25 protein-coding genes are annotated in these 26,191 nt (G+C 72.0%); 7 read left to right on the top strand and 18 right to left on the bottom strand.

What is annotated here, in order from left to right:
• Positions 1–8: 8 nt before the first annotated feature.
• The 6 genes from NL115_RS06365 to NL115_RS06390 form a co-directional block, all read right to left on the bottom strand.
• The gene (locus tag NL115_RS06365) at positions 9–341 is read right to left on the bottom strand and encodes a hypothetical protein (RefSeq protein WP_254832349.1); all 333 of its coding nucleotides are present in this window, start codon (positions 339–341) and stop codon (positions 9–11) included.
• A gap of 69 nt (positions 342–410) precedes the next feature.
• Positions 411–1,085 (bottom strand): nitrous oxide reductase accessory protein NosL, encoded by a 675-nt coding sequence (locus NL115_RS06370; RefSeq protein WP_254832350.1) that lies wholly within the window; start codon positions 1,083–1,085, stop codon positions 411–413.
• A gap of 11 nt (positions 1,086–1,096) precedes the next feature.
• Positions 1,097–1,915 carry an ABC transporter permease gene (locus tag NL115_RS06375; protein WP_254832351.1) on the bottom strand — a complete coding sequence of 273 codons (819 nt, stop codon included), beginning with the start codon at positions 1,913–1,915 and terminating at the stop codon, positions 1,097–1,099.
• Positions 1,915–2,781 (bottom strand): ABC transporter ATP-binding protein, encoded by an 867-nt coding sequence (locus tag NL115_RS06380; RefSeq protein WP_254832352.1) that lies wholly within the window; start codon positions 2,779–2,781, stop codon positions 1,915–1,917. The genes NL115_RS06375 and NL115_RS06380 overlap by 1 nt, the downstream gene beginning before the upstream one ends.
• A complete protein-coding gene (locus NL115_RS06385; protein ID WP_254832353.1) occupies positions 2,778–4,784 on the bottom strand; it encodes a NosD domain-containing protein in 2,007 nt (668 codons plus the stop codon). Before NL115_RS06385 ends, NL115_RS06380 begins: the two co-directional genes overlap by 4 nt.
• Positions 4,785–4,809: 25 nt before the next feature.
• Positions 4,810–5,229 carry a winged helix-turn-helix transcriptional regulator gene (locus NL115_RS06390; RefSeq protein ID WP_254832354.1) on the bottom strand — a complete coding sequence of 140 codons (420 nt, stop codon included), beginning with the start codon at positions 5,227–5,229 and terminating at the stop codon, positions 4,810–4,812.
• A 259-nt stretch (positions 5,230–5,488) separates the two neighbouring features.
• Between NL115_RS06390 and NL115_RS06395 the strand changes: the two genes are divergently transcribed.
• Positions 5,489–5,941 carry a pyridoxamine 5'-phosphate oxidase family protein gene (locus NL115_RS06395; protein WP_254832355.1) on the top strand — a complete coding sequence of 151 codons (453 nt, stop codon included), beginning with the start codon at positions 5,489–5,491 and terminating at the stop codon, positions 5,939–5,941.
• A gap of 28 nt (positions 5,942–5,969) precedes the next feature.
• On the opposite strand, the gene NL115_RS06400 is transcribed toward NL115_RS06395, so the two are convergent.
• From NL115_RS06400 to NL115_RS06410, 3 genes are all read right to left on the bottom strand, one after another.
• The gene (locus NL115_RS06400; protein ID WP_254832356.1) at positions 5,970–6,890 is read right to left on the bottom strand and encodes a winged helix-turn-helix domain-containing protein; all 921 of its coding nucleotides are present in this window, start codon (positions 6,888–6,890) and stop codon (positions 5,970–5,972) included.
• Positions 6,891–7,047: 157 nt separating this feature from the next.
• Complete coding sequence (locus tag NL115_RS06405) at positions 7,048–7,767, bottom strand: alpha/beta hydrolase (RefSeq protein WP_254832357.1); 720 nt, start codon at positions 7,765–7,767, stop codon at positions 7,048–7,050.
• Positions 7,764–8,747 carry a VOC family protein gene (locus NL115_RS06410; RefSeq protein WP_254832358.1) on the bottom strand — a complete coding sequence of 328 codons (984 nt, stop codon included), beginning with the start codon at positions 8,745–8,747 and terminating at the stop codon, positions 7,764–7,766. The genes NL115_RS06405 and NL115_RS06410 overlap by 4 nt, the downstream gene beginning before the upstream one ends.
• Positions 8,748–8,828: 81 nt before the next feature.
• Here NL115_RS06410 and NL115_RS06415 point away from each other — a divergent pair, with 81 nt between their 5' ends.
• Positions 8,829–9,785 (top strand): alpha/beta fold hydrolase, encoded by a 957-nt coding sequence (locus NL115_RS06415; protein ID WP_254832359.1) that lies wholly within the window; start codon positions 8,829–8,831, stop codon positions 9,783–9,785.
• An 89-nt stretch (positions 9,786–9,874) separates the two neighbouring features.
• Here NL115_RS06415 and NL115_RS06420 read toward each other — a convergent pair whose 3' ends face one another.
• From NL115_RS06420 to NL115_RS06440, 5 genes are all read right to left on the bottom strand, one after another.
• Positions 9,875–10,135 (bottom strand): DUF7123 family protein, encoded by a 261-nt coding sequence (locus NL115_RS06420; RefSeq protein WP_254832360.1) that lies wholly within the window; start codon positions 10,133–10,135, stop codon positions 9,875–9,877.
• A 530-nt stretch (positions 10,136–10,665) separates the two neighbouring features.
• The gene (locus NL115_RS06425; protein WP_254832361.1) at positions 10,666–12,441 is read right to left on the bottom strand and encodes a MutS-related protein; all 1,776 of its coding nucleotides are present in this window, start codon (positions 12,439–12,441) and stop codon (positions 10,666–10,668) included.
• Between the two features lie 833 nt (positions 12,442–13,274).
• Positions 13,275–14,084, bottom strand: a complete 810-nt coding sequence (nucS, locus tag NL115_RS06430) for an endonuclease NucS (protein WP_254833067.1) — start codon at positions 14,082–14,084, stop codon at positions 13,275–13,277.
• 125 nt (positions 14,085–14,209) lie between these two features.
• A complete protein-coding gene (locus NL115_RS06435; RefSeq protein WP_254832362.1) occupies positions 14,210–14,863 on the bottom strand; it encodes a DUF6735 family protein in 654 nt (217 codons plus the stop codon).
• Positions 14,864–14,957: 94 nt separating this feature from the next.
• On the bottom strand, positions 14,958–15,737 hold the full coding sequence (locus NL115_RS06440; RefSeq protein WP_254832363.1) for an SDR family NAD(P)-dependent oxidoreductase: 780 nt from the start codon (positions 15,735–15,737) through the stop codon (positions 14,958–14,960).
• A gap of 209 nt (positions 15,738–15,946) precedes the next feature.
• Between NL115_RS06440 and NL115_RS06445 the strand changes: the two genes are divergently transcribed.
• Both NL115_RS06445 and NL115_RS06450 read left to right on the top strand, forming a co-directional pair.
• Positions 15,947–16,618, top strand: a complete 672-nt coding sequence (locus NL115_RS06445) for a hypothetical protein (RefSeq protein ID WP_254832364.1) — start codon at positions 15,947–15,949, stop codon at positions 16,616–16,618.
• Between the two features lie 45 nt (positions 16,619–16,663).
• Positions 16,664–17,530, top strand: a complete 867-nt coding sequence (locus NL115_RS06450) for a glycerophosphodiester phosphodiesterase (protein ID WP_254832365.1) — start codon at positions 16,664–16,666, stop codon at positions 17,528–17,530.
• Between the two features lie 17 nt (positions 17,531–17,547).
• Here NL115_RS06450 and NL115_RS06455 read toward each other — a convergent pair whose 3' ends face one another.
• A complete protein-coding gene (locus NL115_RS06455; protein WP_254832366.1) occupies positions 17,548–18,870 on the bottom strand; it encodes a D-arabinono-1,4-lactone oxidase in 1,323 nt (440 codons plus the stop codon).
• A gap of 43 nt (positions 18,871–18,913) precedes the next feature.
• Entirely contained in the window at positions 18,914–20,122 is a 1,209-nt protein-coding gene (locus NL115_RS06460) for an alanine racemase (RefSeq protein ID WP_254832367.1), read from the bottom strand.
• A gap of 126 nt (positions 20,123–20,248) precedes the next feature.
• Between NL115_RS06460 and NL115_RS06465 the strand changes: the two genes are divergently transcribed.
• The 3 genes from NL115_RS06465 to NL115_RS06475 all read left to right on the top strand — a co-directional run bounded on the left by NL115_RS06465 (position 20,249) and on the right by NL115_RS06475 (position 22,870).
• Complete coding sequence (locus NL115_RS06465) at positions 20,249–20,434, top strand: hypothetical protein (protein WP_254823959.1); 186 nt, start codon at positions 20,249–20,251, stop codon at positions 20,432–20,434.
• Between the two features lie 57 nt (positions 20,435–20,491).
• The gene (locus tag NL115_RS06470) at positions 20,492–20,716 is read left to right on the top strand and encodes a hypothetical protein (protein WP_254823960.1); all 225 of its coding nucleotides are present in this window, start codon (positions 20,492–20,494) and stop codon (positions 20,714–20,716) included.
• A gap of 153 nt (positions 20,717–20,869) precedes the next feature.
• Entirely contained in the window at positions 20,870–22,870 is a 2,001-nt protein-coding gene (locus tag NL115_RS06475) for a MutS-related protein (protein ID WP_254832368.1), read from the top strand.
• Between the two features lie 36 nt (positions 22,871–22,906).
• On the opposite strand, the gene NL115_RS06480 is transcribed toward NL115_RS06475, so the two are convergent.
• Positions 22,907–24,361 (bottom strand): sulfatase, encoded by a 1,455-nt coding sequence (locus NL115_RS06480; RefSeq protein ID WP_254832369.1) that lies wholly within the window; start codon positions 24,359–24,361, stop codon positions 22,907–22,909.
• 69 nt (positions 24,362–24,430) lie between these two features.
• Positions 24,431–26,167: a glycosyltransferase family 39 protein gene (locus tag NL115_RS06485; protein ID WP_254832370.1), complete on the bottom strand. Its 1,737-nt coding sequence runs from the start codon at positions 26,165–26,167 to the stop codon at positions 24,431–24,433.
• Between the last annotated feature and the right edge of the window lie 24 nt (positions 26,168–26,191).

Genomic DNA, 26,191 nt, shown 5'->3' on the forward strand with positions numbered 1-26,191 from the left:
CGCGGGAGTCAGGCCGGGAGCGACCACTCGGCCACCGGCGCCGCCGCGTAGCGGCAGTCCACCGGGCCGACCTGTGCCGGCTCCGCGAGCAGAACCAGCCGCCGGTCGGCCGCCCGCTCGACCGCCACCGGCTCGAACCCCGGGTCGTCGAACGCGGCAGCGTAGCAGTCCGGGCACACCGTCGCGTGGACGCGGACATCGGCCGCCGGACCCGGCGGCACGCCATCCCCCGGCCCGTCGGAGAGCGCGCGTAGCTCCGTCACCGGTTCGCTCCGGGCGATGGGCTCGCCACACCAGTCGCACCGTGGCCGCCCGGCGGTCCCGTCCCCTGCGGTCGTCATCAGGAATCGCCTCCGTCGGGTGTTGGTGAGCCGACCCTATGGCTCGTCGGTTGGCGCACGACGAATCGCCTATCCCCGGACGAGCGCGGGCGTGATGTCCTCGAACGCCAGCAGCTCACCCCCGTACTCCGACTGGAACGCCTCTGCGTCGGCCGAGTCGGAGAACGGGACGATGGCTGTCGTCATGGCTCCCTTGATGTCGCTACGGGCGACGTAGGTCATCTCGCGGGCCGGCCCGAACGCCTCGGCCGCGACGTGCGAGGAGACGAACTGGTCACCACCCTCGCTGAACACCTCCCAGTCGACGGCGGAGTAGTCGGTGACGTAGATGGCCGTCGGCGACCAGCCCGCGTCCTCCTTCGCGAAGTGATAGTCGAACAGGCAGGGGTTCAGCGCGTCGAACCAGGCGGGGTTCGCGTGGTTCTGGGGCTCGTTGTCGCAGTAGAATATCTGCCCGACCGGACCCGGGTGGCGGTCGATGACCATCCCACACTCCTCGCAGCGTTTCGTCCCGGTGAGTGCGATGGCCGCCGGGTCCGTCTCGTGGGTGCAGTCCTGCCCCGTGAGCGACGAGCACCCGGCCAGGCCGGCGACCGCGGCGGCGCCGCTGGCCCGCAGCACCGCCCGTCGAGAGAGCGGCGGCGGGACGTGGGTCCCGCGATGCGATTCTCGATTCGATACGTCCGTCCGGGTGGTATCTGTCGGGGTCGGTGCGTCCGTCGTGTCCGTGATGTCTCGAGTCATGGGTGGGTGGGTCAGTCGATGCCGGTGATCGCGAGCGTCGCCACGACGAGGGAGCCGATTCCCCAGGCCAGCAGCGCCAGCACTGCCGGGAGGGGGGCACCGGCACTGACCGGCGAGGTGACGACCGGCGCGACGACGGTCTCCAGCACGAGGCTCCGGTAGGCCCCGTTCGGGGTGAGTGTCAGCACGACCGGGAGCGCGGACTCGGGCAACAGGTCGGTCGCCAGCCCGGCGATGATGAGGAGGTCCAGTCCGACGACGAGGAGGACCACCACCGCGACCGCGACCGCGACCCCCCGGCGGACGACCCGGACGACCGCCGAGAGCGCGGTGAAGATGGCCGTCAGCACCGCCGTGAACAGGGCCGTCAGGACGACGAATCGGACGAACAGCACGGGCGAGTCGAGGCCGCTGTGCTGGACCAGGAACGTCGATTCGACGCTGCCGAGCGCCACCATCACCAGCACGACCAGCAACGGCACCAGGACGGCGCCGAGCAGCGCGGTCATCCGGCCGAGGTAGACACCGACGACGTACGTCCGGGCCCTGGCCGGGTAGGTCCGGACCAGCGCCAGCTCGCCGCGCTCCCGGTCGCCCAGCACCGCCCGGGAGACGAACGCGGCGGTCAACAGCGGGAGCAGGACCTCCAGCGGCGTCAGCAGCGACAGTACGGTCGGGACGAAGCCGGTGCTCCCGCTCACCCAGACCAGCCCCACCACCGCTAGCACGAACCCGCCGGCCAGCAGCAGGTGGACGCGCGTGCGGGTCAGGGTCCGTAGCTCACGGCGGACGACGGCCCGCAACGCCGTGCGGTCGACTGACGGCGCCATCACGCATCACCCCCGTTGGCGGCCGCAGTGTCGTCGCCGGCTCCCTCGTCCTGAACGGTCCCGGACCCGGGCTGGACGGTCCGGCCCCGACCCACCTCGGCGAGGAACGCATCCGTCAGCGTCTCGGCGTCGCGGGCGGCACAGACCGCCTCGGGCGTGTCGTCGACGGCCAGTCGGCCCCGATTCAGCAGGAGCACCCGGTCGGCGACCCGCGAGACATCGAGGTCGTGCGTCGAGAGCAGTACGGCCGTTCCCGCCTCGGCGGCGAGGTCGGCGATGACGTCGTAGATGTACTCGGTCATCGCGGGGTCGAGGCTACTCGTGGGCTCGTCCAGCACGAGCAGGGCAGGGTCGCCGAGCAGCGCCTGCGCGAGCCCCACGAGCCGGACCATCCCGCCCGAGAGCGCCTCGATGCGGCGGTCGCGGAGTTCGGCCAGCCCGACCCGTTCGAGCGCCTCGTCGACGCTGACACCTCCCTCGACCAGGTCGGCATAGAACGATAGCGTCTCCGTGACCGTGAGCCGGGACCGGAACCGGGGCGCCTGCGGGAGGTATCCGACCGCGCGTGGCCCCTCCGCGGCGACCGACACCTCGCCCGCGTCGGCCGGGAGCAGCCCCGCGATGACCCGGAGCAGAGTCGTCTTCCCGGACCCGTTGGGACCGACGAGCGCGGCCACCTGCCCCGCCCGGAGGCGCGTCGACACCCCCTCGACCACCGTCAGGTCGCCGAAACCCCGGTCGACTCCGTCGAGGGTCAGCACCGGCTCGTCGGCGTCGGGCGTCGGCCGGTGACCGTCGCTCCGTTCGTCACCCTGTCCTGCCCGCTCGCCCGCGGCCGTCGTGCCCGACTGGGTCGTGTCCGTCATGGGTTCGTCCTCCGTGTCGTAGCCGCCGTGTCGGTCGTCACACTGGTCGTGCCAGTCGTCGCGTTCGCCGGGACGGGCTCGACCAGCGGCGTCGGGAGCGGTTCGGTCCGTTCCCGGGCTCGCACGAGCCGTGTCTCCGGGTCCGTGCCCGCGGGAGCGGCCAGCGGCGCGGTGTCGAGTACGCCCGCGCGCCGGAAGCCGGGGACGCTGGTCCGCATGGCCCGGACGAGTGCGACCGCGGGCGAGCGGGCAAGCGCCGGCCCGCCGGTCGTCCGTGCGGCCGGACCATCCACGGGACCGGTCGGGCGGAACGAGCGGTCGAGAGTACCGTCGCCGTCGCGGTCGTAGCCGGGCGCGCCCGTCCAGTAGTTGCCGACGCCGTCGACCGTCCAGACCTGGAGTGACCCCATCGAGCGGTCCCGAGCGTGCTCCCCGTTGTCGGCGAAGTCGTTCCGGGTGACGCGGTTGGTCGGGAGGAGCGTCCCCGTCCGGGCGCCGTCCTCGTTGTGCGCCAGGAGGTTGCCCACGTAGTAGCTGCCCGAGCTCGTCGTCTGGATACCGTACGTGTTCTCGAACACCACGTTGTCGGCGGCGTACGAGCGGCTGCCGGCGATGCTCACACCGCCGTCGCTGTCGCGGACGGCGTTGCCGACGATGGCGTTGCCCGTCGGCCGGGTCATAACCACGACCCCGATGGCGGTGTTGCGGATGTCGTTGTCCCGGACCAGCGCGTTCGAGGTGTACATCTCGTGGACGCCGAACCGGACCCCCTCCATCGTGTTGTTCCGCACCACGAGGCCATCAGAGCGGTGGGTGTAGACGGCGTCCCGGCCGCCCTGGAACTGCGAGTCCTGGACGACGATCCGCGACCGGAACGCGAGCAGGTCCATGAACCCTGCCGACCAGGGCGTGTCGCCGACGACCCGGACCTCGCGGGCGACGCTGCCGTCGCTCTCGATGAAGACGATGCCGTTCGCAGGGGTCCTGACGCCGACATCGTGGGCCAGCGACCCGTTCGCTTCGATGAACCGAATCCCAGCGTCCGCAACGGCATACGCGAGCCGGATGCGCTCGCTCCAGTCCTCGGCCCGCGAGAGGTTGCCCACCTGCCGGTCACCGACGCCCGCGACGCGGACCGACGCGATGGCCGAGCGGGGTGCCCGGAACTCGACGACGGTCCCGTTGCCGCCGCCGAGCAGCAGCGTCTCCGACCCGGCACCGCGGAGGGTCAGCGGCTTCCGGACGGTGAGGTTCCGGACCCGGTGAACGCCCGGCTGGAGCCGAACGGTCGTGTTCGGCGGCGCACGCTGGACCGCCGCGGCGACGGACTCGCCCGGGGCGACCGTGGCCGCGACGGGCCGGTCCAGCAGCGGGTCGGTCGCGGCCACGCTCCGGTCGGCCCACGCCGCCCGCTGGCGCACCGTCTCCTGCCACTCTGCCGGCGACCGGTCACCGCTCTCGACCGGCAACTCGCGGACGGCCTCCCACCGCTCGACCCGGCCGCCGAACCGCTCGGCGAAGCGCTCGGCATCGGTCCGCGAGGAGAACGGCACCACGGTCGGGCCGGCGGGGAGCCGTGCCTCGCTCCCGACCACGAAGTGGGCGTCCTCGGCCCGGACCCAGTCCGGGTCCCCGAGCGCGTCCGTCGTCAGGTAGCCCTCGGCCGTGCGGTTCGCCCCCTCGCCGGCGAAGTCGGAGACGTAGACGACCAGCGGCCGACCGTACCGGTCCCCGTGGCCCGGGCGCTGGAGCCGGGCGACGAGGCTCTCGACGCCGTAGTAGCCGACACCGAACTCGAAGCGGGCGTAGTAGACCTGCGCCCGCGGGATGACGGCCCCGACCCGGTCGGCCTCCGAGACCTCGACCTGCGTCATCCCGACGCTCAACAGGTCCTCGAACGCACCGGGGTCGTCGTTCCCCGTCCCGGTCCCCGCCACCACGAACGACCCACTCATGGCTACGAGGAGGGCGAGAACCGCGGCGGTGGCGAGTTCGTATCGCATATGGGAGCGGTCGAGCCTCGGTCACTTAGATGTGGACCCGTGCGGTGTCGGGGTCGTCGGCCGTGGCGACCTGCTCGTCACCCCACGCCCGCATCGCGGCCACGACGGGCCGGAGTGACCGGCCGCGCCCGGTCAGCGCGTACTGGAACGGGTGGTGCGAGGCGGCCGACCGGCGGTGCTCGACCACGCCCTGCTCGACGAGCCGGTCGAGCGTGTCAGAGAGGACCTTCGAGGAGACACCCGGGAGCGCCTCCCGCAGCTCGACGAACCGGTGGGGCTCGTCGAGCAGCCGGTCCACGATGGCCGGCACCCAGCGGTTCCCGAGCAGCGTCCCGGTCGCGAGAATCGGACACCACTCCTCGCCCGGCGTGGCCACAGCGAGCGTCCCGTCGGCCGAATCACACCCGTCGGTACCACCCGACGAAAACGAATTTGCATCACTCATACAAGACTGTTCGCCGTGGACGGCAATGATAGCTGACCTGTCGAGCGACAAGGTGAGTCCGGGCTCACCGTCCGGCACCGCTGCTGCGTCTCAACAGTACGATGCGCATCGGCGAGGTGGCGGACCCGGCGTGCGAGACGGAGGGCGTCGACCGGCCGTTCGTCGCCAGCCGTCCGTCACGCGGACGTGAGACGAGCCGGTGTCCCGGGGCCCGGGAAGGGACACACGGTATTTGGTCCGTGGGACTATAGCACAACACATGGACGACATCGAGAGCGTGACGATGGACGAGGCAGAGCGCGACGCGTTCCTCGGCGCCGGCGGAACGGGCGTCATCTCCTACGCACGCGCGACGGACGAGCCGCCGTACGCCGTTCCCGTGTCGTACGGCTACGACGCCGCCGAGGAGACGTTCTACTTCCGGCTGGCCGTCGGGCCGGGCGGCGAGAAATCCGACCTCGCGGGCCGGGCGGTGACGTTCGTCACCCACGGGGAGACGGACCGCTACCGCAGCGTGGTGGCGTCTGGACGGCTGGAGCCGACCGACGAGAAGGGTATCGGGACGGACGCGATGGAGGGGCTTCGGCGGGTCCACATCCCACTGCACGACGTGTTCGAGCGGCCGCCGTCGGAGGTGGCGTTCGAGTTCCACCGGCTCGTACCGGACGAGCTGACCACCCGGGTCGAGTCGACGGCACCGACGAACGGTTGAACGGCAGCGGCGGGCAGCGGCGCGCCCGTCAGACCGGGGCTCGCTCGGCGTCGCCGACACGCGCGTCCGCGTCGACGCGGAGGCGAATGCGCTCCCCACTGGCGGTCATCGACACCGCCGCCACCGGCCCGTCGGGGGCCTCGTCCCCCACCTCGACAGCCACGTCGAGGCGGTCGACGACGTACCAGATGGGCTCTTCGCGGACATCGACGGAGTGGTCGTGGCAGAACGCGACGAGTGCCGGGTGGTCGAGGACGGTGTAGTCCACCTCGACGGAGGGGCCGCCGCCACAGCCACCGCAGACGTATCGGACGAACGCGGGCGCGTCCTCGTCCACGTCGTGCGGGAGGCTGTCCGGGTCGGTCGTGAGATGGCTGTCGACGCGGCCGCCACACCACGGACAGACCCCGCGGTCGAACAGGAGGAGCTGGCTCCGCGCCCACGCGTCGACCGCCCGGAGGAGGGCGTCGGCGTCGTCGCTCCGGTCGGCGGCGCCGTGCGGTGGAAACTCGTAGTGGAGGTAGTCCGCCCCACACGCCGGGCAGTCCACGTCGGTCACGCCGTCACCGCGGCTGGCGACCGTGAGCGCCGACCCACACTCGGGGCAGTCCCATGCCTCGGTTCGGGCGCTGACCGGCGGGCTCCCGGCGAAGACACCACGGACGAGCAGCCGGTATATCGTGTACCCCGGGTAGGTGAGGTAGTAGCCCTCCCGCTCGTCGTCCGCGTCGAACTGGCCGACGAAGGTGTCGCCGAGCTTCTGGAGGTGGTAGTTGAACCGGCTGCTGTCGCGGACACCGACCCGGGCACGCAGTTCGGAGAACGACAGCGACGCCGGCGCGCCGTGAGGCTCGGCCCGCCCCAGCTCGCGGAGGATGTCGAGCCGTGTCGCGTCGGCCAGCACCTCGAACGCCTCCGTCGCCGTGCGGTCGTCGGAGTGGTGGCTCATGGGGCAGGCTGCGGAACAGCCCGGCATAGGTCTTCGGTCGGTCGGTACCACGTGGTCGGTGAACGTCGCCACCTAACCAACTATCGCAATCATCCAGAATATGTAGCCGATATTTAACGCTTGTAGACCAGATTTTCGAGATAGTTCGGCCCCCGCGTCAGTCTCCGACCAGTCCCGCCAGCAGGTCGTCGACCCACGCGAACTCGTCGTCGGTCACCTCGTGGCCGACGCCCTCGTAGACGCGTTCGGTCACGTCGGCCCCCAGCGCCCGGAGCACGTCGGCGGTCGCTCGCATCCGCGCGACGGGGACGTATGGGTCGTCGGCACCGACACCGAGGAAGACGGGCACCCCCGCCGCTGTGCCGTCGGCCCCGGCGTACGCCCCGGGGTCGACGTCGGGACCGAGGAGCGACCCGCTGAGGGCGACCACGGGCGAGGGGCCCGGGTTCCGGGCGGCGTACTCGGCCGCGATGCCGGCACCCTGCGAGAACCCCAGCAGGACGACGCGCTCGCGGTCGAGTCCGAGCCGGTCGACGGCGTCCGCGACGACGGCATCCACGACCGCGAGTGCCGACGACAGGTGTGGCTCGTTGTGCTCGTGGGGCGCGTCGGCAGCGTAGGGCAACCAGCGACTCCGCTCGGCATCGGGCGCGAGGACGGTGACCCCGTGGCGGTGGACGGGTTCGAGGAGGTTGACGACGCCCTGGGCGGTCGTGCCGCGGCCGTGGAGCGCGACGACGGCGGCCTCGGCGGCGCCGCGTGGCGCCCCGGCAGCCACGACCCGGCAACCCCCGTGCGGCCCCGCGACGCCGGCGGTCGGACCGTCGGTGCAACCGTCGGCCCGCTCCTCACCGGTGTCGCCCCCGGCGCCGGTCATCGCCAGTCCTCGACGGCGGGCACCTCGACCGGTGGGAGCTGGTCCTCGATCATCTCGCGGTCGTCCTCGGCCCAGGGCGGCAGGACGAGCGACTCGCCGAGGTCGTCGACCGCCTCGTCGACGGTGACGCCCGGCTTCTCCGAGGCGAGTTCGACGAGGACGCCACCACCGGGGCGGACGTAGACGGAGCGGTAGTAGTGGCGGTCCCGGACCCGCGAGACCTGCACGCCGCGCTCGCGGAACAGGTCGTGCCAGTCCATGAGGTCGTCGTCGGGCACCCGGACGGCGACGTGGTGGACCGTGCCGGGACCCTCGCGGCCGAAACCGGAGCGAGCCTCCCGCTCGCGCTCCGTCGCCGACCCCGAGCCGGCGCCGCGGTCCAGCAGGTCGAGGATGGTCCCGTGGTCGCCGCCCGCGCGGTAGCGCACGCGCTCACCGTCCTGCCCGACGCGGTCGAGGCCGAGTGTCTCCAGCACGCTCGCGGTCCGGAACGGGTCGGCCGGGAGCGCGGTTGCCCCGTGGATGCCCCGAATCGCAACGTCCGCGGGGACGGGCCCCTCGTGCCACGGCTCGACGGGCGAGTCGGCGGCGACGAGTTCGAGACGGGTACCGGCGGGGCCCTCGAACCGGAGCAACGATTCACCGTCGAACCGCTGGCGGCGCTCGGTCTCGACGGAGTGGTCGGCGAGGCGGTCGGCCCAGAAGTCGAGCGAGCCCTCGGGGACGGCGAACGCGACGCTGCTCCACTGCGGCGGCCCGCGGCGACCTGGCGGCTCCCCCGGGTACGGGAAGCAGGTGTAGACGGTCCCCAGGTCACCGGACCCGTTGCCGTAGTAGAGGTGGTAACGGAGGACGTCCTCGTGGTTGACGGTTCGCTTGACCAGCCGCAACCCGAGGACACCGACGTGGAAGTCGAGGGTCGCCTGCGCGTCCCCGACCATCGCCGTGACGTGGTGGATGCCGGGCGTGTCGTTGACCATGCGGATACGTCGGGATGGGGAGGGATAGGCGCGATGGGAATCGGAACAAGCGTTACGACGCCACCCCGCCACAGCCATACCGTGACAGGACTCACCGACACGGTCCGCCGCTTCCGCGAGGGCCGCGACGCCGTCCCGCCGTTCTTCGAGGGCGCGACCGAGGGCCCGCTGGCGGTCGGGCGCGAGATATTCGAGAACCCGCGAACCATCGAGTTGCCCGACGGGCGCGACCTGGGCTACGCCGAGACCGGCGACCCCGACGGGGAGCCGGGGTTCCTCTTCCACGGCTGGCCCAACTGTCGGACGTTCGCGGCCGCGTTCGACGCTGTCGGGCGGGAGCGGGGCCTCCGTATCATCGCCCCCGAGCGCCCTGGGTTCGGCATCTCGGACCCGGACCCCGGCCGGCGCCTGACCGACTGGCCCGCCGACGTGACCGCGCTCATGGACCACCTCGGCATCGAGTCGGCGCCGGTGCTCGGCGTCTCCGGTGGCGGCCCGTACGCGCTGGCCTGCGCGTCCGAGATACCCGAGCGGACGCCCCGCGTGGCGGTGGGCTGTGGTGTCGGGCCGATGCAGGCCGTCTCGCCGGCGGCCCGCGGCCCGTTCACCGTCGCGAGGTACGCGCCCGGAGTCATCCGGGCGTACCTGCGCGCGGAGGAGCTCGCGGAACGGTACGCCCCCGAGAAGCTCATCGAGCGACGCGCGGCCACCGCCGCGGAGTACGACGCGGACTACTGGCGCAGCGAGGCCGGCGAGTTACTCATCGCGACCGCCGTCGCCGCCCGACAGGGGCACGGGAACGAGCATCTCGTGACGGACCTGCGCCTGTACGCGACGGACTGGGGCTTCGACCTCGGGACCATCGACGTACCCGTCGGGCTCTGGTACGGCCGGGCCGACCGGCTGGTTCCGGTCGACGCGGGGCGGTACCTGGAACGACACGTTCCGACCGCGGAGGCACACTTCTACCCCGACTACGGCCACGTCTCCGTCGTCCAGGAGAACAAATCCGCCATCGTGGACTGGCTCCGGCGGTAGACGGCGCTGAACGGGAGCGGGAGCGGTGGTCGGGGGCGGTGGTTGGGGGGCGACGGTGGTGATGGCGGTGACAGCGGCAGTGGCCCGCGTCAGGACTCCAGCGCGACCCGCCAGGTCGTCGCGTTCGTGTACGCCCAGCGCTCGACGGTCAGCCCCTCGGCCGCATCGTCGAGGTCGGGCATCAGGTTCCCGATCTGTGAGGCCGACATGCCGACGTCGTCGGCGATGAACTTGCTCTTGCAGTAGAACTCGCCGTCGGCAGCCCGGTCGCGGAGGTACCGCTCCAGCCGCTCGGCGTCGGAGCGCGTCTCGGATTCCTGCTCGGGTTCTGCGCTTGCGTGTACGCTCATCGTGGTCGTATCATGGGACCCCTATTTGAACGGCCTTCTGTAAGCTCAAACAGTCGTTTGAGTCCCGGCGCCGTCACGAGGGCATCCGGTTCGGCAGCAGTGAGGACAACCACGACAGAACCGCGTCGAAAGCCCCCGCCCCTTTCAGTCCCGCCCTGTTGCTGGTTCGGCCGAGGGTTCGCGCGTGGTGGTTCCGGGCGAGCAGGGTGTCCCCACACCTCCCCGCGCTCGCGCTGGGACGACTCACCACGCTCGCTAGCGCTCGCGAGTTCGTCGGAATGGCGCGAGCGCGCTTCCTGGTCTCGGAACCAGCCGGCCAACCAGCCACTCTTCGGTCGGGCGCACGTGGTGAGCGCCTTGCACGCGCACCCGTGCGGCCTGGGGAAGGGCAGGGGCGCCGCGGGCCTTGGCAGCCGATCTTCGGGTTGGAATGGAAGGGGCGGCGGGCTCGGTCAGAGAGTATTATAGAGAGAATGGCGGCCAAAGTCAATGTAATCCACAAACACCCGGTGAATTCCAGGGACAAGTATCTAATTCGGCTCGTCACTCCACTCCGCGTCCGCGAGCGTCCGCTGGACGGCCTGCTGGCCCACCGCCGCGGCGAGCGTCTCGAAGCCCTGGCGCTCGACGGGGTCGCCGGCCTCCGCGACCAGCCGCGAGACGATGAACTCCGGCGTCGAGCGCCCGAGCGTCCCGAACCGTGGCTGGTAGTCGACCTCCAGTTCCAGGTCCGTCGTCAGCCCCTCCGCGAAGATGCCGTCCGTGCGCGCGGGCGTCGGCAGCGGTTCCAGGTCCTCGGCGAGGTGGGTCACGAACACGCCCAGTGCCCCTCTTTCGACGGCGAGCGTCAGCAGGCCGTGGAGGAGGTCGGCCGCGCTTCCGGGTTCGGTGATGGCCTCGAACTCGTCGACGAGCAGGAGCGTGCGCCCCTCCTGGGTCACGGGTGGGACGACCGAGCGCAGCGTCGATTCCAGGACGCCGGCGTTGAACGAGGCGTGCCGGCGGTGGAAGACCAGCCGGTCGACGACGGTCACCTGCGCGCGCTCGGCGGGGACGGGCAGGCCCATGTGCGCCAGCAGCGCGACGCCCGCGAGCGTCTCCAGCAGCGTCGTCTTCCCGCCGGAGTTCGCGCCCGTCAGCACCGCCACGCGGTCGTCCGTCGGCGCCTCGATGTCGAGCGTGTGCGGGCCCAGCCCGTAGTCGACGGGCTGGACGTCGGCGTCGGCCGCCACGAGGTCGAGGTTGCGGGCGTTCTCGACGGCCAGCACGGTTTCGCCCTCCGTGAGTTCGGGCTCCCGGAGGTCGAACGCGACGGCGAACCGGGCGAGCGAGACGTCGAGCGCCACGTCGTCGACGGCCGCGACAGCCGTGTCGACGGCCTCACGTCCCGCTTCGAGGTCCGCTTCGAGGTCCGCGCGTACCTCGCGCTCGCGCTCGTCCACGCGCTCGCGCAGTTCCGCGACGATGGCGCGCAACGACTCCGTGACGAACGTGTCGGCAGCCGTCGCGTCGTCGGGCAGGGCTTCGCTGACGACGGCGTCGTCGACGTCGGCCTCGCGGACGACGTACCGGCGGAGTGCGCCGCGGAACTCGCTGGCGTCGCGGGCCTCCTCGCGGACCGCCTCGAGGACCGCGTCGGCGTCGGCGCGCATATCCTCGGCCCGCCCGAGCGCGTCGCGCAGCCGGTCGAGTTCATCATCGGCACCGCGCGCGACACGGCGGCCCGTTCCCTCCGTGTCGGCATCCGCCCCGTGGCCCAGCGCCCGGAGTGCCCGCGTCGCGTCGGCCAGCGCGTCGCGGTCGAGTTCGGCCAGCGGCGCGAACACGCCCGCAGAGACGCCCGCGTCCAGCAGCGCCAGCGCGGTCTCGGCGGCGTCGACCTCGCCGGCGCCGGCGTGGTCGTCGAACGCGTCGAGGACGGCCGCGCGCGTGTCCTCGTCGAGCGCCCGCCAGGACTCGACGGCGGTCATCGTCTCCGCCAGCCGGTCGGCGATGGCCTCCCGGCTCGCGAGCGGGGTCAGCACCCGGACGCGGTCGGCGGCGCTCTCGGTGACGGCGTACGCCTCGATGAGTTCCACGAGGTCCCGGTAGACCGCGCGGGCGTCCCGCGTCGCGAGCAGGTCCAGCCCCTCGCCGCCCGCGGCCCGGCGGAGGATGCGGGTCGCGCGCCCCCGCGAGAGCCCCGCCTCGGCGAGGGTGCGCGAGTCCACCGACTCGATGGCCTCGATGGCGCGTTGCTCGCCCAGTTCCTCGCGCAACAGGGCGGCCGTCTTCGGCCCGACGCCCCAGTAGTCCTCCAGTCGCATCGGTGAGGGGGTGTTGCGGGGACGTGTTAGGGCTGCCGGGATGGGGCTAGCACGTCGTGGGGGGTGTCGCACTCCACCACGACCAGACCACCCGGAACGAGGCTCCACTCCGCTACGACCAGACCACCCGGAAAGCCCCCGCCCGCTCGACCGTCCGCGCCTCGCTGCGCGCCTCGCTCCCTTCGGTCGCTGCGGTGCTTACTTCGTCGGGGACGGGTCGAGCGGGCGGCCCCTTTCAGTCCCACCCGGTGCCGGCTGTCGAGGGTCGCGGCTCCCCTGCCCTTCCCCGGGTCGCGCGGGCCTCACTTCGTTCGGCCACGCGCTCTCGGCCCTTGACTGGTCGGCTAACCGGTTCCGAGCAAAGGAAGCGCGCGAGCGCCTTCCCGTGGAAGCCGCGAGCAGCGGGGGAGCTTCGCTCCCCCGAGCGAACGGCGAAGCCGTGAGCGTCAGCGAGCGTGCTGGAACACTGCGGCGCTCGCGCGGGGAGGTGTGGGGGCACTAGCACTCCGGTGGAACCACCACGCGCATCGCTCGACCCGAAACACAACCCCTGGTGGAATCGAAGGGCGAGCGCTCTCGATCCGTCCCGGACGACGTAAGCACCGCAGGCCGAACGAAGTGAGGCCGAGGAGCGTGGTTCGAGAGAGCGAAGCTCTCTCGTCATCCCGAAAATCGGAGATTTTCGGAGACAGCGAGTCCCGGATGGTCGAGAGCGCGAGGGCTTCGTAGGCGTCTCTGTCTACTCAACCGAGATTTCAGATAGCGTAGACTTATATAGATAACTGAAATTTCTTTTCAAAAATGTGCGCAGTTATATATTCATAGGCCCCGATTTACGAGTTATCCGGCGGTTCGAGGGAGACGAACTCCAGTCCCTCCTCGGCCAGCAACTGCCGCGCCCGGTCGGTCACGGAGGGCGCGACCAGCACGCCGCGAATCTCGGCATCCTCGTGCAGGTCACGTCGAAGTGCATCCACGTAGCGCGAGAGCTGGCCCACCGCGTCCGGCCCCACGCGCCGGCGTTTCAGCTCGAGCACCACCGTCCGGCCGTCGGCGTCCTCGCCGTAGATGTCGACGGCGCCCGCGGGCGTCTGTCGCTCGGTCGCGAGCGGCGTGAACCCCGGCTCGACGAGGGCCGGGTCCGCGAGGATGCGCTCGCGGAGGTCCGCCTCGGTCCCCGTCAGCGCGAGTTCCTCCGGGTCGACCGCGTCGTAGGCCGACACCTGCGCGACGCGGTCGAAGGTCACCTCGATGCGCTCGGCCGGAGTGGTGCGCTCGCTCCGGACGCGCAGGCGTGGCTCGCGCTCGACGTCGGCGGCGTCCCCCTCCGGGTCGCCGCCGGCCGCCGCATCCCCCTCCGGGTCGTCGCCGGCCGCGACCAGCGACGGCTCGACGGTACAGCCGGGCGGCTGCCAGTTCACGGGCTGTTGCCCCTCGTCCGTGTGGACGAGGACGCTCCCGTCGGGCTTGCAGACGAGCAGGCGGTCGCCGGGGCCGAGCGAGGAACTCGCGCGGCCCTCGTACTCGACGCTGCACCGGCCGAACACCGTCAGCATCGCGTCCCGGGCGAGCGCGCGCTCACAGACCGCGAGCGCATCCGCGGCCGTGGGCGCGACGACCGTCTCGACCCCGCGGCCGCTCACGGCCGCAGCCGGCGCTGGGGGCAGGTCCGCGTCCGCATCCGTGTCGTCGGTGCCCGCGCTCGCGTCGTCACTCACTACCGTGCCGGTAGCGGCGCCCCTGTCAAACCCGTCACGGTCGGGCCGCGTCAGGCGCCGGCGCCGGTCCGGCCGTGGTCACCGTCGGCGACGAGGAGCCGGTCGGCGCCGACCCAGCGGACGAGCGTCTCGTGGAGGGCGGCCCGCGCAACGGCCGGCGTACAGCCGCGGTTCGACCCGTCGACGTGGTCGATGGCCGCGCCGAGCGCCTCGCGGGCCCCAGCGGCCCGCTCGCGCAGCGCCGCGACCGAGGTTCCGGCATCGACCGGCACCAGCGCACCGCCCGCCTCCGGGTCGATGTCGATTCCGGACAGTGCCGCGGCGACGGACGCGAGGTCGAACGACACGGCGACGAACGCGGTGACGCCGAACGACCGGTCCACGAGGAACAGCGCCTCGTGGCTCCCGTAGACGACGTGGTCGGGGAGTGCTTCCAGTGGAACGGCGACCGCCAGCGGCGCCGGGTCGACGGCCGTCGCCGCGTCATCCGGGGTCCGGCTCGCCACGCGCGGAGCCTCGGCGTCGGTGGCGGTCAGGAGGTCGCGCAGCACGCCCGCGGCCCACTCGGCACGCGGCTCCGCGCCGCCGAACGGGGTCGCGGGCGTCAGGCGGTCGTCGAGGCCGTCCGTCGCGCCCCAGTGAGCGTAGTGGCAGTTGTACCGACCGTCGGGGCGCTCGTAGGCGACGAGAGCACGCTCGCTCATCGGCGGCGTTGCTGCGGCTTCCGGTTTGAATACTCGTGCGAGTCGAGCAGTGAGTTCGACCGGAAACGGGGGGGTTCGACCGCCGACGCGTCGATTACGTGATGGAGAACCCCCCGTCCACGACCAGGCCGTGCCCGGAGATCCAGGAGGCGTCCTCGCTCAGCAGGAACAGGATGGGTTCGGCAATCTCGTTGGGTTCGCCCAGGCGCTTCAGCGGGTACTGCTTCGCCGCCTTCTCCATCGCCTTCTCCGGGTCGCCCTTCGTCTCGAAGTACTGGCGGCCCAGCGGCGTGTCCGTGAAGCCCGGACAGACCGCGTTACAGCGGACGCCGGCGTAGCCGGCTTCGGCGGCCACGGCGCGGCTGAAGTTGAGGACGGCCCCCTTCGTCAGCGAGTAGACCGACTGCTGCGGGAAGCCGAGGAAGCCCGCGAGCGAGGAGACGTTGACGATGGCCGCGTCGTCGTCGCCCTCCTTCAGGTGGGGGAGCGTCGTGTGACAGCCGTTCCAGACGCCCCGGAGGTTCACGTCCATCACGTACTCGAACGTGCCGTCGCTCACGTCCTCGACGTTGGCGGGCGGGTGGCCGGTGCCGGCGTTGTTGACGACGCAGTCCAGCCCGTACTGGTCGGCGGTCTCGTCGGCGACCTCCTGGAACCGCTCCTTGTCCGTCACGTCCAGCTTCTCGAACTCCACGATGCCGTCGGGGTCGGCCTCGCGGACCATGTCGACGGTCTCCTGCCCACCGTTCGTGTCCACGTCGGTGGCGATGACGTTGGCCCCCTCCTCGGCACAGCGGATGGTGGTTTCGCGGCCGATACCCGACCCTGCCCCCGTGATGAGGACGGTCCTGTCGGCGAGTCGTGTGGATGCCATACGTCGGCGTCTCGTGGAGCCGGCATAAATCGGTCCCTACATATGGCACGGATTCGCGTGCTGTCGGGCGGTCCCGCGCCCCCAGGGCGCGGGAAGACGGTCCGCCGCGTCACCGTCGACGGCCGGTCTCCGGACCGGAAATCAGGGGTTCGGGGCGCCGACGGATTATTGAAGGTGGGCCGCCGAAACCGAGCAACGAGGGTATCCGGATGCCGAACAACGACGGCGAGGAGGAACGGGCCGACGGGGGCGTCGAGACAGTGGACTTCGACGCACTCGGTGACGACGACCTCCCGGAGTGGGCCACCGGGGAGGCGTCGGCCCCCGGAACCGAGCCGACCCACTCTCCGGAGCCAACCGACACGCCGGAGCCGGGAACGGAGCCGGAGTCGGAACCGGACGCCCCCTCCCCCGAACCCGACGATGGCGCGGACGACCCCGTCGATGCGGCGACGGCCGTCAACTTCGCGAACGTCGAGACCGGCGCCAGCGCCTCCGTCGCCGTGGGCTGGTCCCGGACGGAGGCGGACTACGGCGACACCGGCGGCACCAGCATCGACCCCGACCTCGACGACGTGGACCCGACCGCACTCCTCGACGAAATAGACGACGGGGCGTTCCCACGGCCCGGCGCACCCGATGCCGACACGGACACCGCGGCACCGGCCGTCGCGTCCCCGGCGACGACCGGCGGCGGGCTGACCCCCGACGACCCGGCCGTCGCGTTCGGGCTCGGGGCCGTCGTGATGCTCGTCGCGGCCATCATCTACGTCCTGCTCTCGACCACGCTCCCGCCCGCGGCGGCGGGGCTGGCCATCGCTACCTGTCTCGTCGCCGCCTCCGTCGTCGGGCTCGTCTACCTGGCCGACCAGCGCTTCTGACGGGGCCACCGCCGTTGAAGTGGCCACGGCCCGCCTCCCGAATCGATGCCCAGCCCCACGCTCGTCGCCCACCGCGGCTTCGCCGGGAGCCTCCCACAGAACACCTCGTGCGCCGTCAGGCGGGCCGGCGCTCGCCCGGAGACGGGGATGGTCGAGGTGGACGTCCAGCCCGCTGCCGACGGGACGCCGGTCGTCATCCACGACAGCCACCTCGGGACCGCCGGCGACGGCGGCCCGGGACTCACCGACGCCGAGGGTGTCGTCTGGGAGACACCGCTCGCGGAGGTGACGGCCGCCGAGGTGCTGGGGTCGGGTGAGACGGTCCCGACGCTGGCAGCCGTCGTCGACGCCTGTCCCGACGACGTGCGCCTCAACGTGGAGCTGAAGAACCCCGGCACGTTCGACATCCGCCCGGGGGTGGACCTGGACGGCGACGACCTCGCCGCCCGGCGCGAGACCTGGCGGCCGTTCGTCGAGCGCGTGCTGGACGACGGTGCGGAAGCGGACGTCCTGTTCTCCTCGTTCTGCGAGGCCGCACTCGCGGTCGCGGGGGACCTCGGCGACCACCCGACGGCCGCGCTCTGTTTCACGAACGTCGACGACGCCGTCGCGGTGGCGCGGCGACACGACTGCGCGGCCTTCCACCCGCCGCTGGAGACGCTCCTGGCGGACGACCCGCGCCGGGACCCGTGGGCCGACCCCGGCGGTTCCGGCGACGCTGGCGACGCCGCGGGCGTACCGGACACCCGCGACGCGGTGCTGGACGCGGCGGCCGCCCACGGCTGGGCTGTCAACGCCTGGACCGTCCGCGAGTGGCACGAGGCCGCGCGGCTGGCGGCGCTGGGCGTCGACGGACTCATCGCGGACCACCCGTCGGTGCTGCTGGGGCTGGGAGACGACTCCGAGAACTGAAACCGGGTCGGCAGGCGTCAGTCGTCCGTGGCGGGCGCACGCTCCTCGGTGCCCGCGACATCCCCGGCACCGAACACCTCGGCGAGGTGGTCGTTGAGGAACTGGCCCTCCGGGTCGAACTCCTCACGGGCGCGCTGGAACGTCTCCCACTCCGGATACAGCTCGGCGAAGCGGTCGGCGTCGTACCAGTGGTGCTTCCCCCAGTGGGGCCGGGCGTCGTACGGCTCCAGCGTCGCGGCGCAGTCCTCCAGGAACTCGCGGTACGGCTTCCGGTGGAAGGTGTGACAGGCCAGGAACACCGAATCGCGGCCGTACGCCGGGGAGATGGGCAGGTCGTCACCAGCGACGGTGCGGAACTCGACGGGGAACTGGACCCGATGCTCGAGGACGGTCTCGCGGAGGTCTCGGAAGGCCTCGACCGCGTCCTCGAGCGGGACGCCGAACTCGCTCTCGTTGAAGCGCACGTCGCGCTCGGTCGCGTACACCTCGTGCGAGGGCCCGACGGCGTGGTGCTCGTCGAACGTCGCGACGGTGGCACGATTGAGGTACGGCGTCGCGGCCCGGGGGAGCGCCGTGCCGAGGCGACAGATACCCTCCCAGGCGAGGTTCTCGAGGCGCTCCTCGTACGCGGGCGTGGGCTCGTCCGGCGTGTCCGGGTCGACCTCGTTCAGCGTCTTCACCCACGCCGTCCCCGTGTGTGGGAACCACCAGAACTCGAAGTGGTCGTGCTCGGCGCGGTAGCGGTCCACGTCGTCGAGCACCTCGTCGATGGGCGCGGTGAAGTTGTGCTCGGCGAGTTTGTACGCCGGCCGCACCGACAGCGTCACCTCCGTGACGACGCCGAGCGTGCCCAGCGAGACACAGGCCGCGCGGAACGCATCCCCATCGTCGGGGGTGAGTTCGCGGGTGCCGCCGTCCGCGGTGACGAGCCGGAGCTGTTCGACCGTCGACGCGATGACGCCGAACTCGTCGCCGGTGCCGTGCGTGCCGGTGGCGAGCGCGCCGGCGACGGACTGCCTGTCGATGTCGCCCAGGTTCTCCATCGCGAGGTCGTGCTCGGCGAGCGCGCGGTTCAGGTCGTGGAGGCTCGTCCCCGCCCGGACTGTCACGGTCCCGGCGTCGGGGTCCACGTCGACGAGGCCGGTGTACTCCTCCAGCGAGAGCAGGACGTCGTCGCTGGTGGCGACCGGCGGGAAGGAGTGGCCCGCGCCGACGACGCGGACGGTGTCCTCGGGTCCGGCCGCCCGGAGCGCGCGCTGGATGTCGGCCAGCGTCCGCGGGTAGTGGACCGACGAGGGCTGGCAGGTCGCGCTGCCGGACCAGTTGGACCACTCCATCATCGGTGCATCACCGCGCCGTCGGCGTGCGTCTGCAGAGTCATGGTCACAGGAAGCACGTCTCGTCACCCCGGTACGTGGGAACCGTCTCGACCACCTCGTCCCCGCGGACGAGATGGAGCTCGCGGAACGACCGGCAGAGTTCGCCGGCCTTCGCGTGGCGCATGACGATGGGGTCGCCGTAGTCCAGGTCCACCGGGCCGTCGTACCGCACGGGCGTCTGGACCTCGCCGGCACCCTCCTCGTCGAGCAACTCGGCACCCGCCGGGAGTTCGGGCGCGGGCGCCTTGTCCTCGCCCGGTGGCCCGCTGGCGACGTAGCCGCCGCCACGACAGGTGTAGATAGAGGGGTCGGGCTCCCGCGTCACCTCGATGGCGTAGCCCGCGGCGGGTTCGTGCTGGAAGCGGTCGTACCAGTCGAACAGCCGGGGGGCGTAGAAGCCGCTCCCCACCGTCACCTCCGTCACCCACGGGTCGGCGACGGTGAACTCGACGCTCCCCGTGCCGCCGCCGTTGACCAGCGGGATACCGTACTCGTCGTCGAGCGCGCGGGCCACGTCCTGCCGGCGTTTGCGCAGTTCGGGCTTCGAGCGCCCCTTGAGTCGGCGGATGACGGCGTTCAGAGCGGCCGAGTTCGACGGGTCGCGGTCGGGGAGGCCCGCAATCTGCGCGTCGTAACCCATGATACCCGCGAGCGCGACGCCCTCCGTGGTGTCGATGGTCGCCGCGAGGTCAAGCGCCGTCTCGGGCGAGCGCACCCCCGAGCGCTTCACGCCGAACCACTGCGTGAGGTGCTCGGTCGACATGTCCACGTCGATGCACAGGTCGAACTCGATGCCGGCGTCGCGTGCGGCGGCCGCCGCGCGTGCGACGTGCTCGTCGCAGTCGACCATCAGCGTCACGTCCGCACCTGCCGCCACGGCGTCGGCCGCCGGGTCGAGTTCCGCCCGGTCGAGGACGGGGTAGGCCACCAGCAGGTCGTCGAAGCCGTGCTCGTGGAGGTGCGCGGCCTCGCGGCCGGTGTAGCACATCAGGCCACGGATACCGGCGGCGTCGGTCACGCGGTCCAGTATCTCCCGGCACCGCACGGACTTCGAGGCGACCCGGACACGGGTCCCGGCGGCCCGGTCCTGCACCGTCTCGACGTTCCGTTCGAGCGCGTCGAGGTCGACGAACGCCGCCGGGAGCGGCACGTCGGCCAGCGCCGTCCGGTACGCGTCGTACGTCTGCACGTCCCGTCGATTGGCACCGGTCACCCTACTGGTTTCCCCCACAATGAACGGGCCGTCAAGTGTGACGCACCGCCCCGGCGCGGGGGCCGCCACGCGAGGGATGCCGGGACCGGGAAGTCTTAGTGTGCAAGAGTAATGGTATCAGATAGCATGGATATCGACACGGAGGTCGGGGAGTCGGCGGTCAGTGTGTACGTCGACGGGACCCTGGCAGGGACGCTGGACCGGGAGTGGTGGCAGGACTGGAGCAGTCGCATCGACAACGAACCCGAGGAGTGCCTGGCCTCCTGTCTCTCCTCGGCGGACGACGACCTGGGGCGCGCACTGGAGTCCTGACGCGGCGACAGTTCGACTCCGTCAGCTACGAGTGACGGGCGGCCCCACCGCGAACCGATGTCCGCCACCGCCCTCCGTCTGCAGCTGTTCGGTATCGCACTCGTCCTCTACGGCGGCTTCTACGACCTCCAGCACGCCGTCCTCGGGTACAACGACCCTGGCGGCGACGCGAGTCTCGGCGCCTACGTCGTCACGGCCGGGATGTTGCTGGTGTTCGTCGGGCTGGTCGCACCTGCGCTCCGGGCAAGCGACGGCGGAGACGCCCAATCCCGTGGCGAATAGCCCAGACACCGTTCTAACATCACCCACAAGTGCCGAAGTTTAGATATTATCTGACTACACTCCGACTTCCGTCATAATTCGCTGCCCCCATCGGATATCCGGGAGCGGTCGGACCCGCTACCGTTTTGGGCCGTCCACTCCCCACGACGCCCAATGGACGTACGCGAGGTGCCGGGCGTCGGCGCGAAGACCGCCGACCGCCTCGCCGAACTGGACGACCCGGAGGCCGCCCTCGAGAGCGGCGATGTGGCCGCCATCGCCCGTGCACCGGGCATCAGCGACGGCCGCGCGGCCCGCATCGCCCGGGCCGCTATCCGGCATCGCCACGGTGACGACGGCGACTTCCTCGCGACCGACCGCGCCCAGGAACTGTACCGCGACGCGCTCGACCTGCTGCAGGACCGGGCCGTCACCGACTACGCCGCCCGCCGGCTGGAGACGCTCTACCCGTCGGCGAGCGAGTCACGCATCGCGGAGGTCCGGGAGTTCGCCGAGCGCGCGATGGAACGTGACCCCGACCCCGAGGTACTGGACGCACTCGCGGGCGTCGAGCCGCTGGAGGCGCCGGGCGACGTGCGCGTCCGGGACCGCTGTCTCGCGACGAGCGACGCCGAGACCTACTCGGCCGCACGCGACGCCGTCCCCGAGATGAGCGTCGAACTCGTCGACGACGCTCGCGCCATCGCCGAACTCGCGCGGGGCTACTCGACGGTCGTCGTGCTGGACGAGCAGTTCGCCGGCGTCGAGGTGGAGGGCGACGTGCGGGTCGAGCCGCGGGCGCTGAGCGAACCCGAGAGCGTCGTCCCCGAGCGGGCGCTCGCCTTCTTCGCGCGCAACCGCGACCCGCTCCGGGCGGCCGCCGCCGTCGCCCGCACCGCCGACCTCGACGCGCCGCTGGACCCGGACCACCTCGACGACGCGCTCGCCGAACTCAACGAGGACGGCACCGTCGCCGGTGACGAGCAACTCCGACAGCTCACCGACGCCGTCGAGGACCTGGACGCCGCGGTGTCGATGGCCGAGAACGTCGCCAACGACCGGCTCCGCGAGGCCATCGAGGACCAGGACGTGACCGTCGAGGGCGCGGACCTGCTCTCGCTCGTCGAGCGTGGCGCGGGCGTGGACTCGCTGCTGGAACGCGAACTGGCAGACGAGTACACCGCCGCCGTCGAGGCCGCCCGCGACCACCTCGTCGACGCGCTCGGGCTGGAGGACTACGCCGACATCGCCCGCCGCGCCTTCGGCGACGACCCGACGTTTCCGGTCGAACACGACGAGCGCGCCGTCTCTCGCCTTCGCGAGGAGCTGACTGCCGCGCGTGACCGCCGCGCGACCGCCCGCAAGCGCGACCTCGCGGCCGACCTCGCGGACCTGCGCGAGCCCGCGCACGAACTCGTCGACGACGCGCTCGAACTGGACGTAGAGCTCGCGGTCGCGCGCTTCGCCCGCGACTTCGACTGCACGATGCCGGCGTTCGTCGAGGACGGCGACGGCTTCACCATCGAGGGCGGGCGCTCGCCACTGCTGGACGTGCCGTTCGACGCGGTCGAGCCGGTCGACTACGGGGTCGCGGGCGTGGCGCTCCTCTCCGGCGTCAACTCCGGCGGGAAGACCTCGACGCTCGACCTCGTCGGGCTGGTGGTCATCCTCGGGCAGATGGGGCTGCCCGTCCCGGCCGAGTCGGCCGAACTGGAGCGGTTCGAGGCGCTCCACTACCAGGCCAAATCCCAGGGCACCCTCGATGCGGGCGCGTTCGAGGCCACCCTCCGGGAGTTCGGCGACCTCGTCGCCGGCGGGGACCGCCGGCTCGTCCTCGTGGACGAACTCGAATCCATCACGGAACCCGGCGCGAGCGCGGTCATCATCGCCGGAATCCTGGAGGCGCTCGCCGAGGGGGACTCGACGGCCGTCTTCGTCTCGCACCTCGCCGCCGAGATCCGCGCGGAGTGTGCCATCGACGTGACCGTCGACGGCATCGAGGCCGTCGGGCTGGAGGACGGGGAGCTGGTGGTCGAGCGGTCGCCGCGCAAGGACCACCTCGCGCGCTCGACACCGGAGCTCATCGTCGAGAAGCTGGCCCGCGACGGCGACGGAGAGGGCGACGATGACCGGTCGTTCTACGACGACCTGCTCGCGAAGTTCGAGGCCGAGTAGCCCGGGGCGCGGCCGGGCGACTGCTCGGCGGCCGGCTCAGAGGTTCCGGTCCCGGTAGCCCAGCCGCGCCAGCCGTTCCTCGACCGCCGCGGCGGGCTCGTGGCGGTCGCCGTCGTCGGCCGCCGTCACCACGAGGTCGCCCAGATGGTCGTCGATGGCGGTAGAGAGGTCCGGGGCCACCTCGTCGACCGCCTCGGCGGTGCTGGTTCCGAGTCGGTACGTCGTCTCCGTCCCGTCACGGCTCCCGTCGGGCCGGAACAGGCGCCGCACGACCTGCCGATCGCCGTCGATGGCGGTGACGTGGTACGGCGCCGCCTCGAGGTTGCCGCGGTAGGCGAACACCGTCCGGTCGGCGTCGGTGGGAAGGTCGAAGAGGGAGCGCCCGACGAGTCGGTCGTCGGCCGCCACGTCGGCCCCGTCGAGCAGTGTCGGGGCGAGGTCGACCGCCGAGACCGGGGTCCGAATCGTCTCCGGTGCCTCCGCCCCGTCGCGCCGGTCGTGGACGAGACAGGGGACGTGGACGAGCGAGCCCAGCGGCGGGCCGCCGTGCCGGAGCAGGCCGTGCTCGCCGAAGGCGTCGCCGTGGTCCGAGAACAGGACGACGAGCGGGTCATCCAGCGCGTCGAGGCCGTCGAACAGGCGCCCGAGGTGGCGGTCGAGGGACGCCGTCTCGCCGTGGTAGAGCCGCCGGAAGTCCCGCATGTCGGCGGCGCTCATCGCGCCGGGGTCGTTCCCCTCCGAGCGGCGCATCAACTGGACCGCACGCCGCCGGGAGATATCCGCGGAGACGGTGCCCTCACGCGGGAGGTAGGGGACGTGCGGGTCCATGTAGTGACACCACACGAAACGCGGACCGTCGGCGCGGCCGAGCCAGTCGAGGACGCGGTCGGTCAGGTCGGCGGCCGGGGTGTACGGCTCGCTGCCGGCCCACATCGAGAGCCAGCGGGCCTCGCCGTAGCCGCGCCGGAGGGCGCGGGCCGGCGCCGAATCGTCGGGGAGGCGCCGGGCGAGCCGCTTGAGTCGGGCGACGGGACCGCCGGCGGTTTCGGCCGCACCGGGGGCGGTCGTGTCCCCGCCGTCGGTCGACCCGTCGCCAGCATCGCCCACCTCGTGGTGCCCGACGACCGCCGCCGGGTCGTGGACGCCGTCGTCGAAGTGGTCGAAGCCGCGCTCGTAGCCGGTCCCGAGCGAGAGGTAGCCCGCCGAGTGGAAGGCAGCGGTCCGGTAGCCGGCGCCGGCGAACAGTTCGGCGACGTGTGGCCGACCGGCGAGCGACTCCTCGCCGGCGTACGCCCGGGGACTGGTTCCCGTCAGGATACCCGGGAACGCCATCTTGGTGTAGCTCCCGGCGGAGAAGGCGCGGGTCGCGACCGTCGTGGCCGGGTGGGCCGCGAGGGAGTCGAGCGCCGGCGTGGCGGGTGCCCGGTCGGCCATGAACCCGACCGTGTCCGCCCGGAGCGAGTCGACGGTCACCAGCAGCACGTCGCGCATCGATAGACGTGAGGCGGGGCGAACCAATAGTCCCGGCGGATTCACGGCGGCAACGGTGCGCAGGCGGCCTCAGAGGAGGTGATTCCGGCAGTCGAACGCCGACCGCGACGGAATCGAGCCGTTCACCGACCCCTCCTCGATGCCCGCCCGTCGCTCGTAGCGCGTCACCTCGATGGAGACGTACGACCGGTTCCGCGCCGGCCGGTGGGTCTCCCGGACGATGCCGCGGAGCCGGCGCTCCTCGCGAGCGGAGATGTGTGCCAGAACCGTCCAGACCGTCGAGCGGTTGTGGACCGCCCGCCGGACGACATCGGGCGGGGTCGGGGACACCCCCATCGCCGACTCGACGTCGATGACGCCCCTGACCGCGAGGTCATCCCGGGTCCAGTAGCGGTCGTAGCCAACCATCGTGAGACAGCCGTCGACCAGCACGAGGTCGCCCGGGTCGGCGCGCGACTCGACGGTCGAGACGGCCTCCTCCCACTGGTCCTTCTGGTCAGCCGTATGGTAGGCGGTGACCGACGGGACCAGCGACAGGACGAGCAGGACCGCGAGCGCGGTCCGGAGCACCAGCGCGAGGCGGCGGCGACTCCCGCCGTCGGCGGCCGTCGGGGCCCCCGACTCGGTCGCCCCCCGGTCCGCCAGCCACGCCGCCGCACGGTCGGCCAGGGCGACGCCGCCACTGGCGACGAGCAGATAGCAGGCCGGCGCGGCCGGGAGCGCGTACCGGTACCAGAACACCGGGGTGACGAGATGGGAGACGGCTACGAGGACGGCGACGGGGACGACCGCCCAGCACGCCAGCAGGAGCGTCGCGCTGGTCCAGCGTGTCGGCGGCGTCCGCCCGGCCGCGGCGAGCGCGAGCGGCGCGAGGGAGACGACACCGAGGAACGCGAGCAGGCCACCGACCGCGACCCCGACGCCCGGTGTGGGCCACGCGCCGAAGAAGGCGAGCAGCGAGCGCGCGACCTCGTCGGGGCCCGGCCGCGAGAGGTAGGTCAACGAGATACCCCTGGCGAACTCGCGGGCCGACGCAACGACGAGCGGAACGAGCGCCAGGGCGACGACGGCGGGTGCTCGCCGGTCGCCGGCCAGGCCCGGCCAGTCGCTCACGTCGAGGCCGCGGGTGTCGAGGCGGGCGGCGAGCCCGAGGTACGCGAGCCCGCCCAGAACCCCGAGCCCACCGAACGGGTGGACGTAGGCCGCGCCGACCGCCGTGACCACGTAGCCGGCTGCCCACCACGGCTCCTCGCGCCTGAGCAGGCAGTAGTACGAGGCCACCGTCAGCGCGGTCAGCATCGCGTACATCCGGACCTCCTGTGCGTAGTAGAGCTGGAAGCGCGAGAGCGCGGTCACGGCCAGCGCCAGCAGCCCGACGCGGCGGTCGAACAACCGGCGGCCGAGGCCGTAGACGAACGGGAGCGCGGCGACGCCGAAAACGGCCGAGAGCGCCCGGAGTGCGGCGTCACCGCGGCCGACGGCGCCGGCCCAGAGCTCCAGCAGGACGTAGTACGTGGGGAGGTGGGGCTGCTCACGGGGGACCGCCGTGAGGAGTTCCAGCGGACCCCACCGCTGGAGCACGGTGACGGTGATGGCCTCGTCGACCCAGAGGCTCTCGGTACCGAGTCCGTACAGCCGCAGGGCCACGCCGACGACCGTGACCAGCGTCACCGCGAGGGCATGGCCCGGATGGGCACGGACGACGGCAGCGGTTCGGCGCCACCGCTGCTCGAGTCGCCGCTGGAGGGCACGACGGAGTTCGGAGCGGCCCATCTCGACGGGGATGAAACGGTCGGCCCCTATCAACGGCTCGGAACAGTTCCGGGGCGA

This window comes from Haloglomus salinum, assembly GCF_024298825.1.
Classification (GTDB): domain Archaea; phylum Halobacteriota; class Halobacteria; order Halobacteriales; family Haloarculaceae; genus Haloglomus; species Haloglomus salinum.

Bases quoted from the DNA above. Each gene is read 5' to 3' on its own strand.
- NL115_RS06405 (WP_254832357.1), bottom strand. From the start codon at position 7,767: ATGACCGGCGCCGGGGGCGACACCGGTGAGGAGCGGGCCGACGGTTGC.
- NL115_RS06480 (WP_254832369.1), bottom strand. From the start codon at position 24,361: ATGCGCGACGTGCTGCTGGTGACCGTCGACTCGCTCCGGGCGGACACG.
- NL115_RS06445 (WP_254832364.1), top strand. From the start codon at position 15,947: ATGCCGAACAACGACGGCGAGGAGGAACGGGCCGACGGGGGCGTCGAG.
- NL115_RS06365 (WP_254832349.1), bottom strand. From the start codon at position 341: ATGACGACCGCAGGGGACGGGACCGCCGGGCGGCCACGGTGCGACTGG.
- NL115_RS06470 (WP_254823960.1), top strand. From the start codon at position 20,492: ATGTCCGCCACCGCCCTCCGTCTGCAGCTGTTCGGTATCGCACTCGTC.
- NL115_RS06400 (WP_254832356.1), bottom strand. From the start codon at position 6,890: ATGAGCCACCACTCCGACGACCGCACGGCGACGGAGGCGTTCGAGGTG.
- NL115_RS06465 (WP_254823959.1), top strand. From the start codon at position 20,249: ATGGATATCGACACGGAGGTCGGGGAGTCGGCGGTCAGTGTGTACGTC.
- NL115_RS06410 (WP_254832358.1), bottom strand. From the start codon at position 8,747: ATGGTCAACGACACGCCCGGCATCCACCACGTCACGGCGATGGTCGGG.
- NL115_RS06440 (WP_254832363.1), bottom strand. From the start codon at position 15,737: ATGGCATCCACACGACTCGCCGACAGGACCGTCCTCATCACGGGGGCA.
- NL115_RS06420 (WP_254832360.1), bottom strand. From the start codon at position 10,135: ATGAGCGTACACGCAAGCGCAGAACCCGAGCAGGAATCCGAGACGCGC.
- NL115_RS06375 (WP_254832351.1), bottom strand. From the start codon at position 1,915: ATGGCGCCGTCAGTCGACCGCACGGCGTTGCGGGCCGTCGTCCGCCGT.
- NL115_RS06385 (WP_254832353.1), bottom strand. From the start codon at position 4,784: ATGCGATACGAACTCGCCACCGCCGCGGTTCTCGCCCTCCTCGTAGCC.
- NL115_RS06370 (WP_254832350.1), bottom strand. From the start codon at position 1,085: ATGACTCGAGACATCACGGACACGACGGACGCACCGACCCCGACAGAT.
- NL115_RS06380 (WP_254832352.1), bottom strand. From the start codon at position 2,781: ATGACGGACACGACCCAGTCGGGCACGACGGCCGCGGGCGAGCGGGCA.
- NL115_RS06475 (WP_254832368.1), top strand. From the start codon at position 20,870: ATGGACGTACGCGAGGTGCCGGGCGTCGGCGCGAAGACCGCCGACCGC.
- NL115_RS06450 (WP_254832365.1), top strand. From the start codon at position 16,664: ATGCCCAGCCCCACGCTCGTCGCCCACCGCGGCTTCGCCGGGAGCCTC.
- NL115_RS06425 (WP_254832361.1), bottom strand. From the start codon at position 12,441: ATGCGACTGGAGGACTACTGGGGCGTCGGGCCGAAGACGGCCGCCCTG.
- NL115_RS06395 (WP_254832355.1), top strand. From the start codon at position 5,489: ATGGACGACATCGAGAGCGTGACGATGGACGAGGCAGAGCGCGACGCG.
- NL115_RS06390 (WP_254832354.1), bottom strand. From the start codon at position 5,229: ATGAGTGATGCAAATTCGTTTTCGTCGGGTGGTACCGACGGGTGTGAT.
- NL115_RS06435 (WP_254832362.1), bottom strand. From the start codon at position 14,863: ATGAGCGAGCGTGCTCTCGTCGCCTACGAGCGCCCCGACGGTCGGTAC.
- NL115_RS06455 (WP_254832366.1), bottom strand. From the start codon at position 18,870: ATGATGGAGTGGTCCAACTGGTCCGGCAGCGCGACCTGCCAGCCCTCG.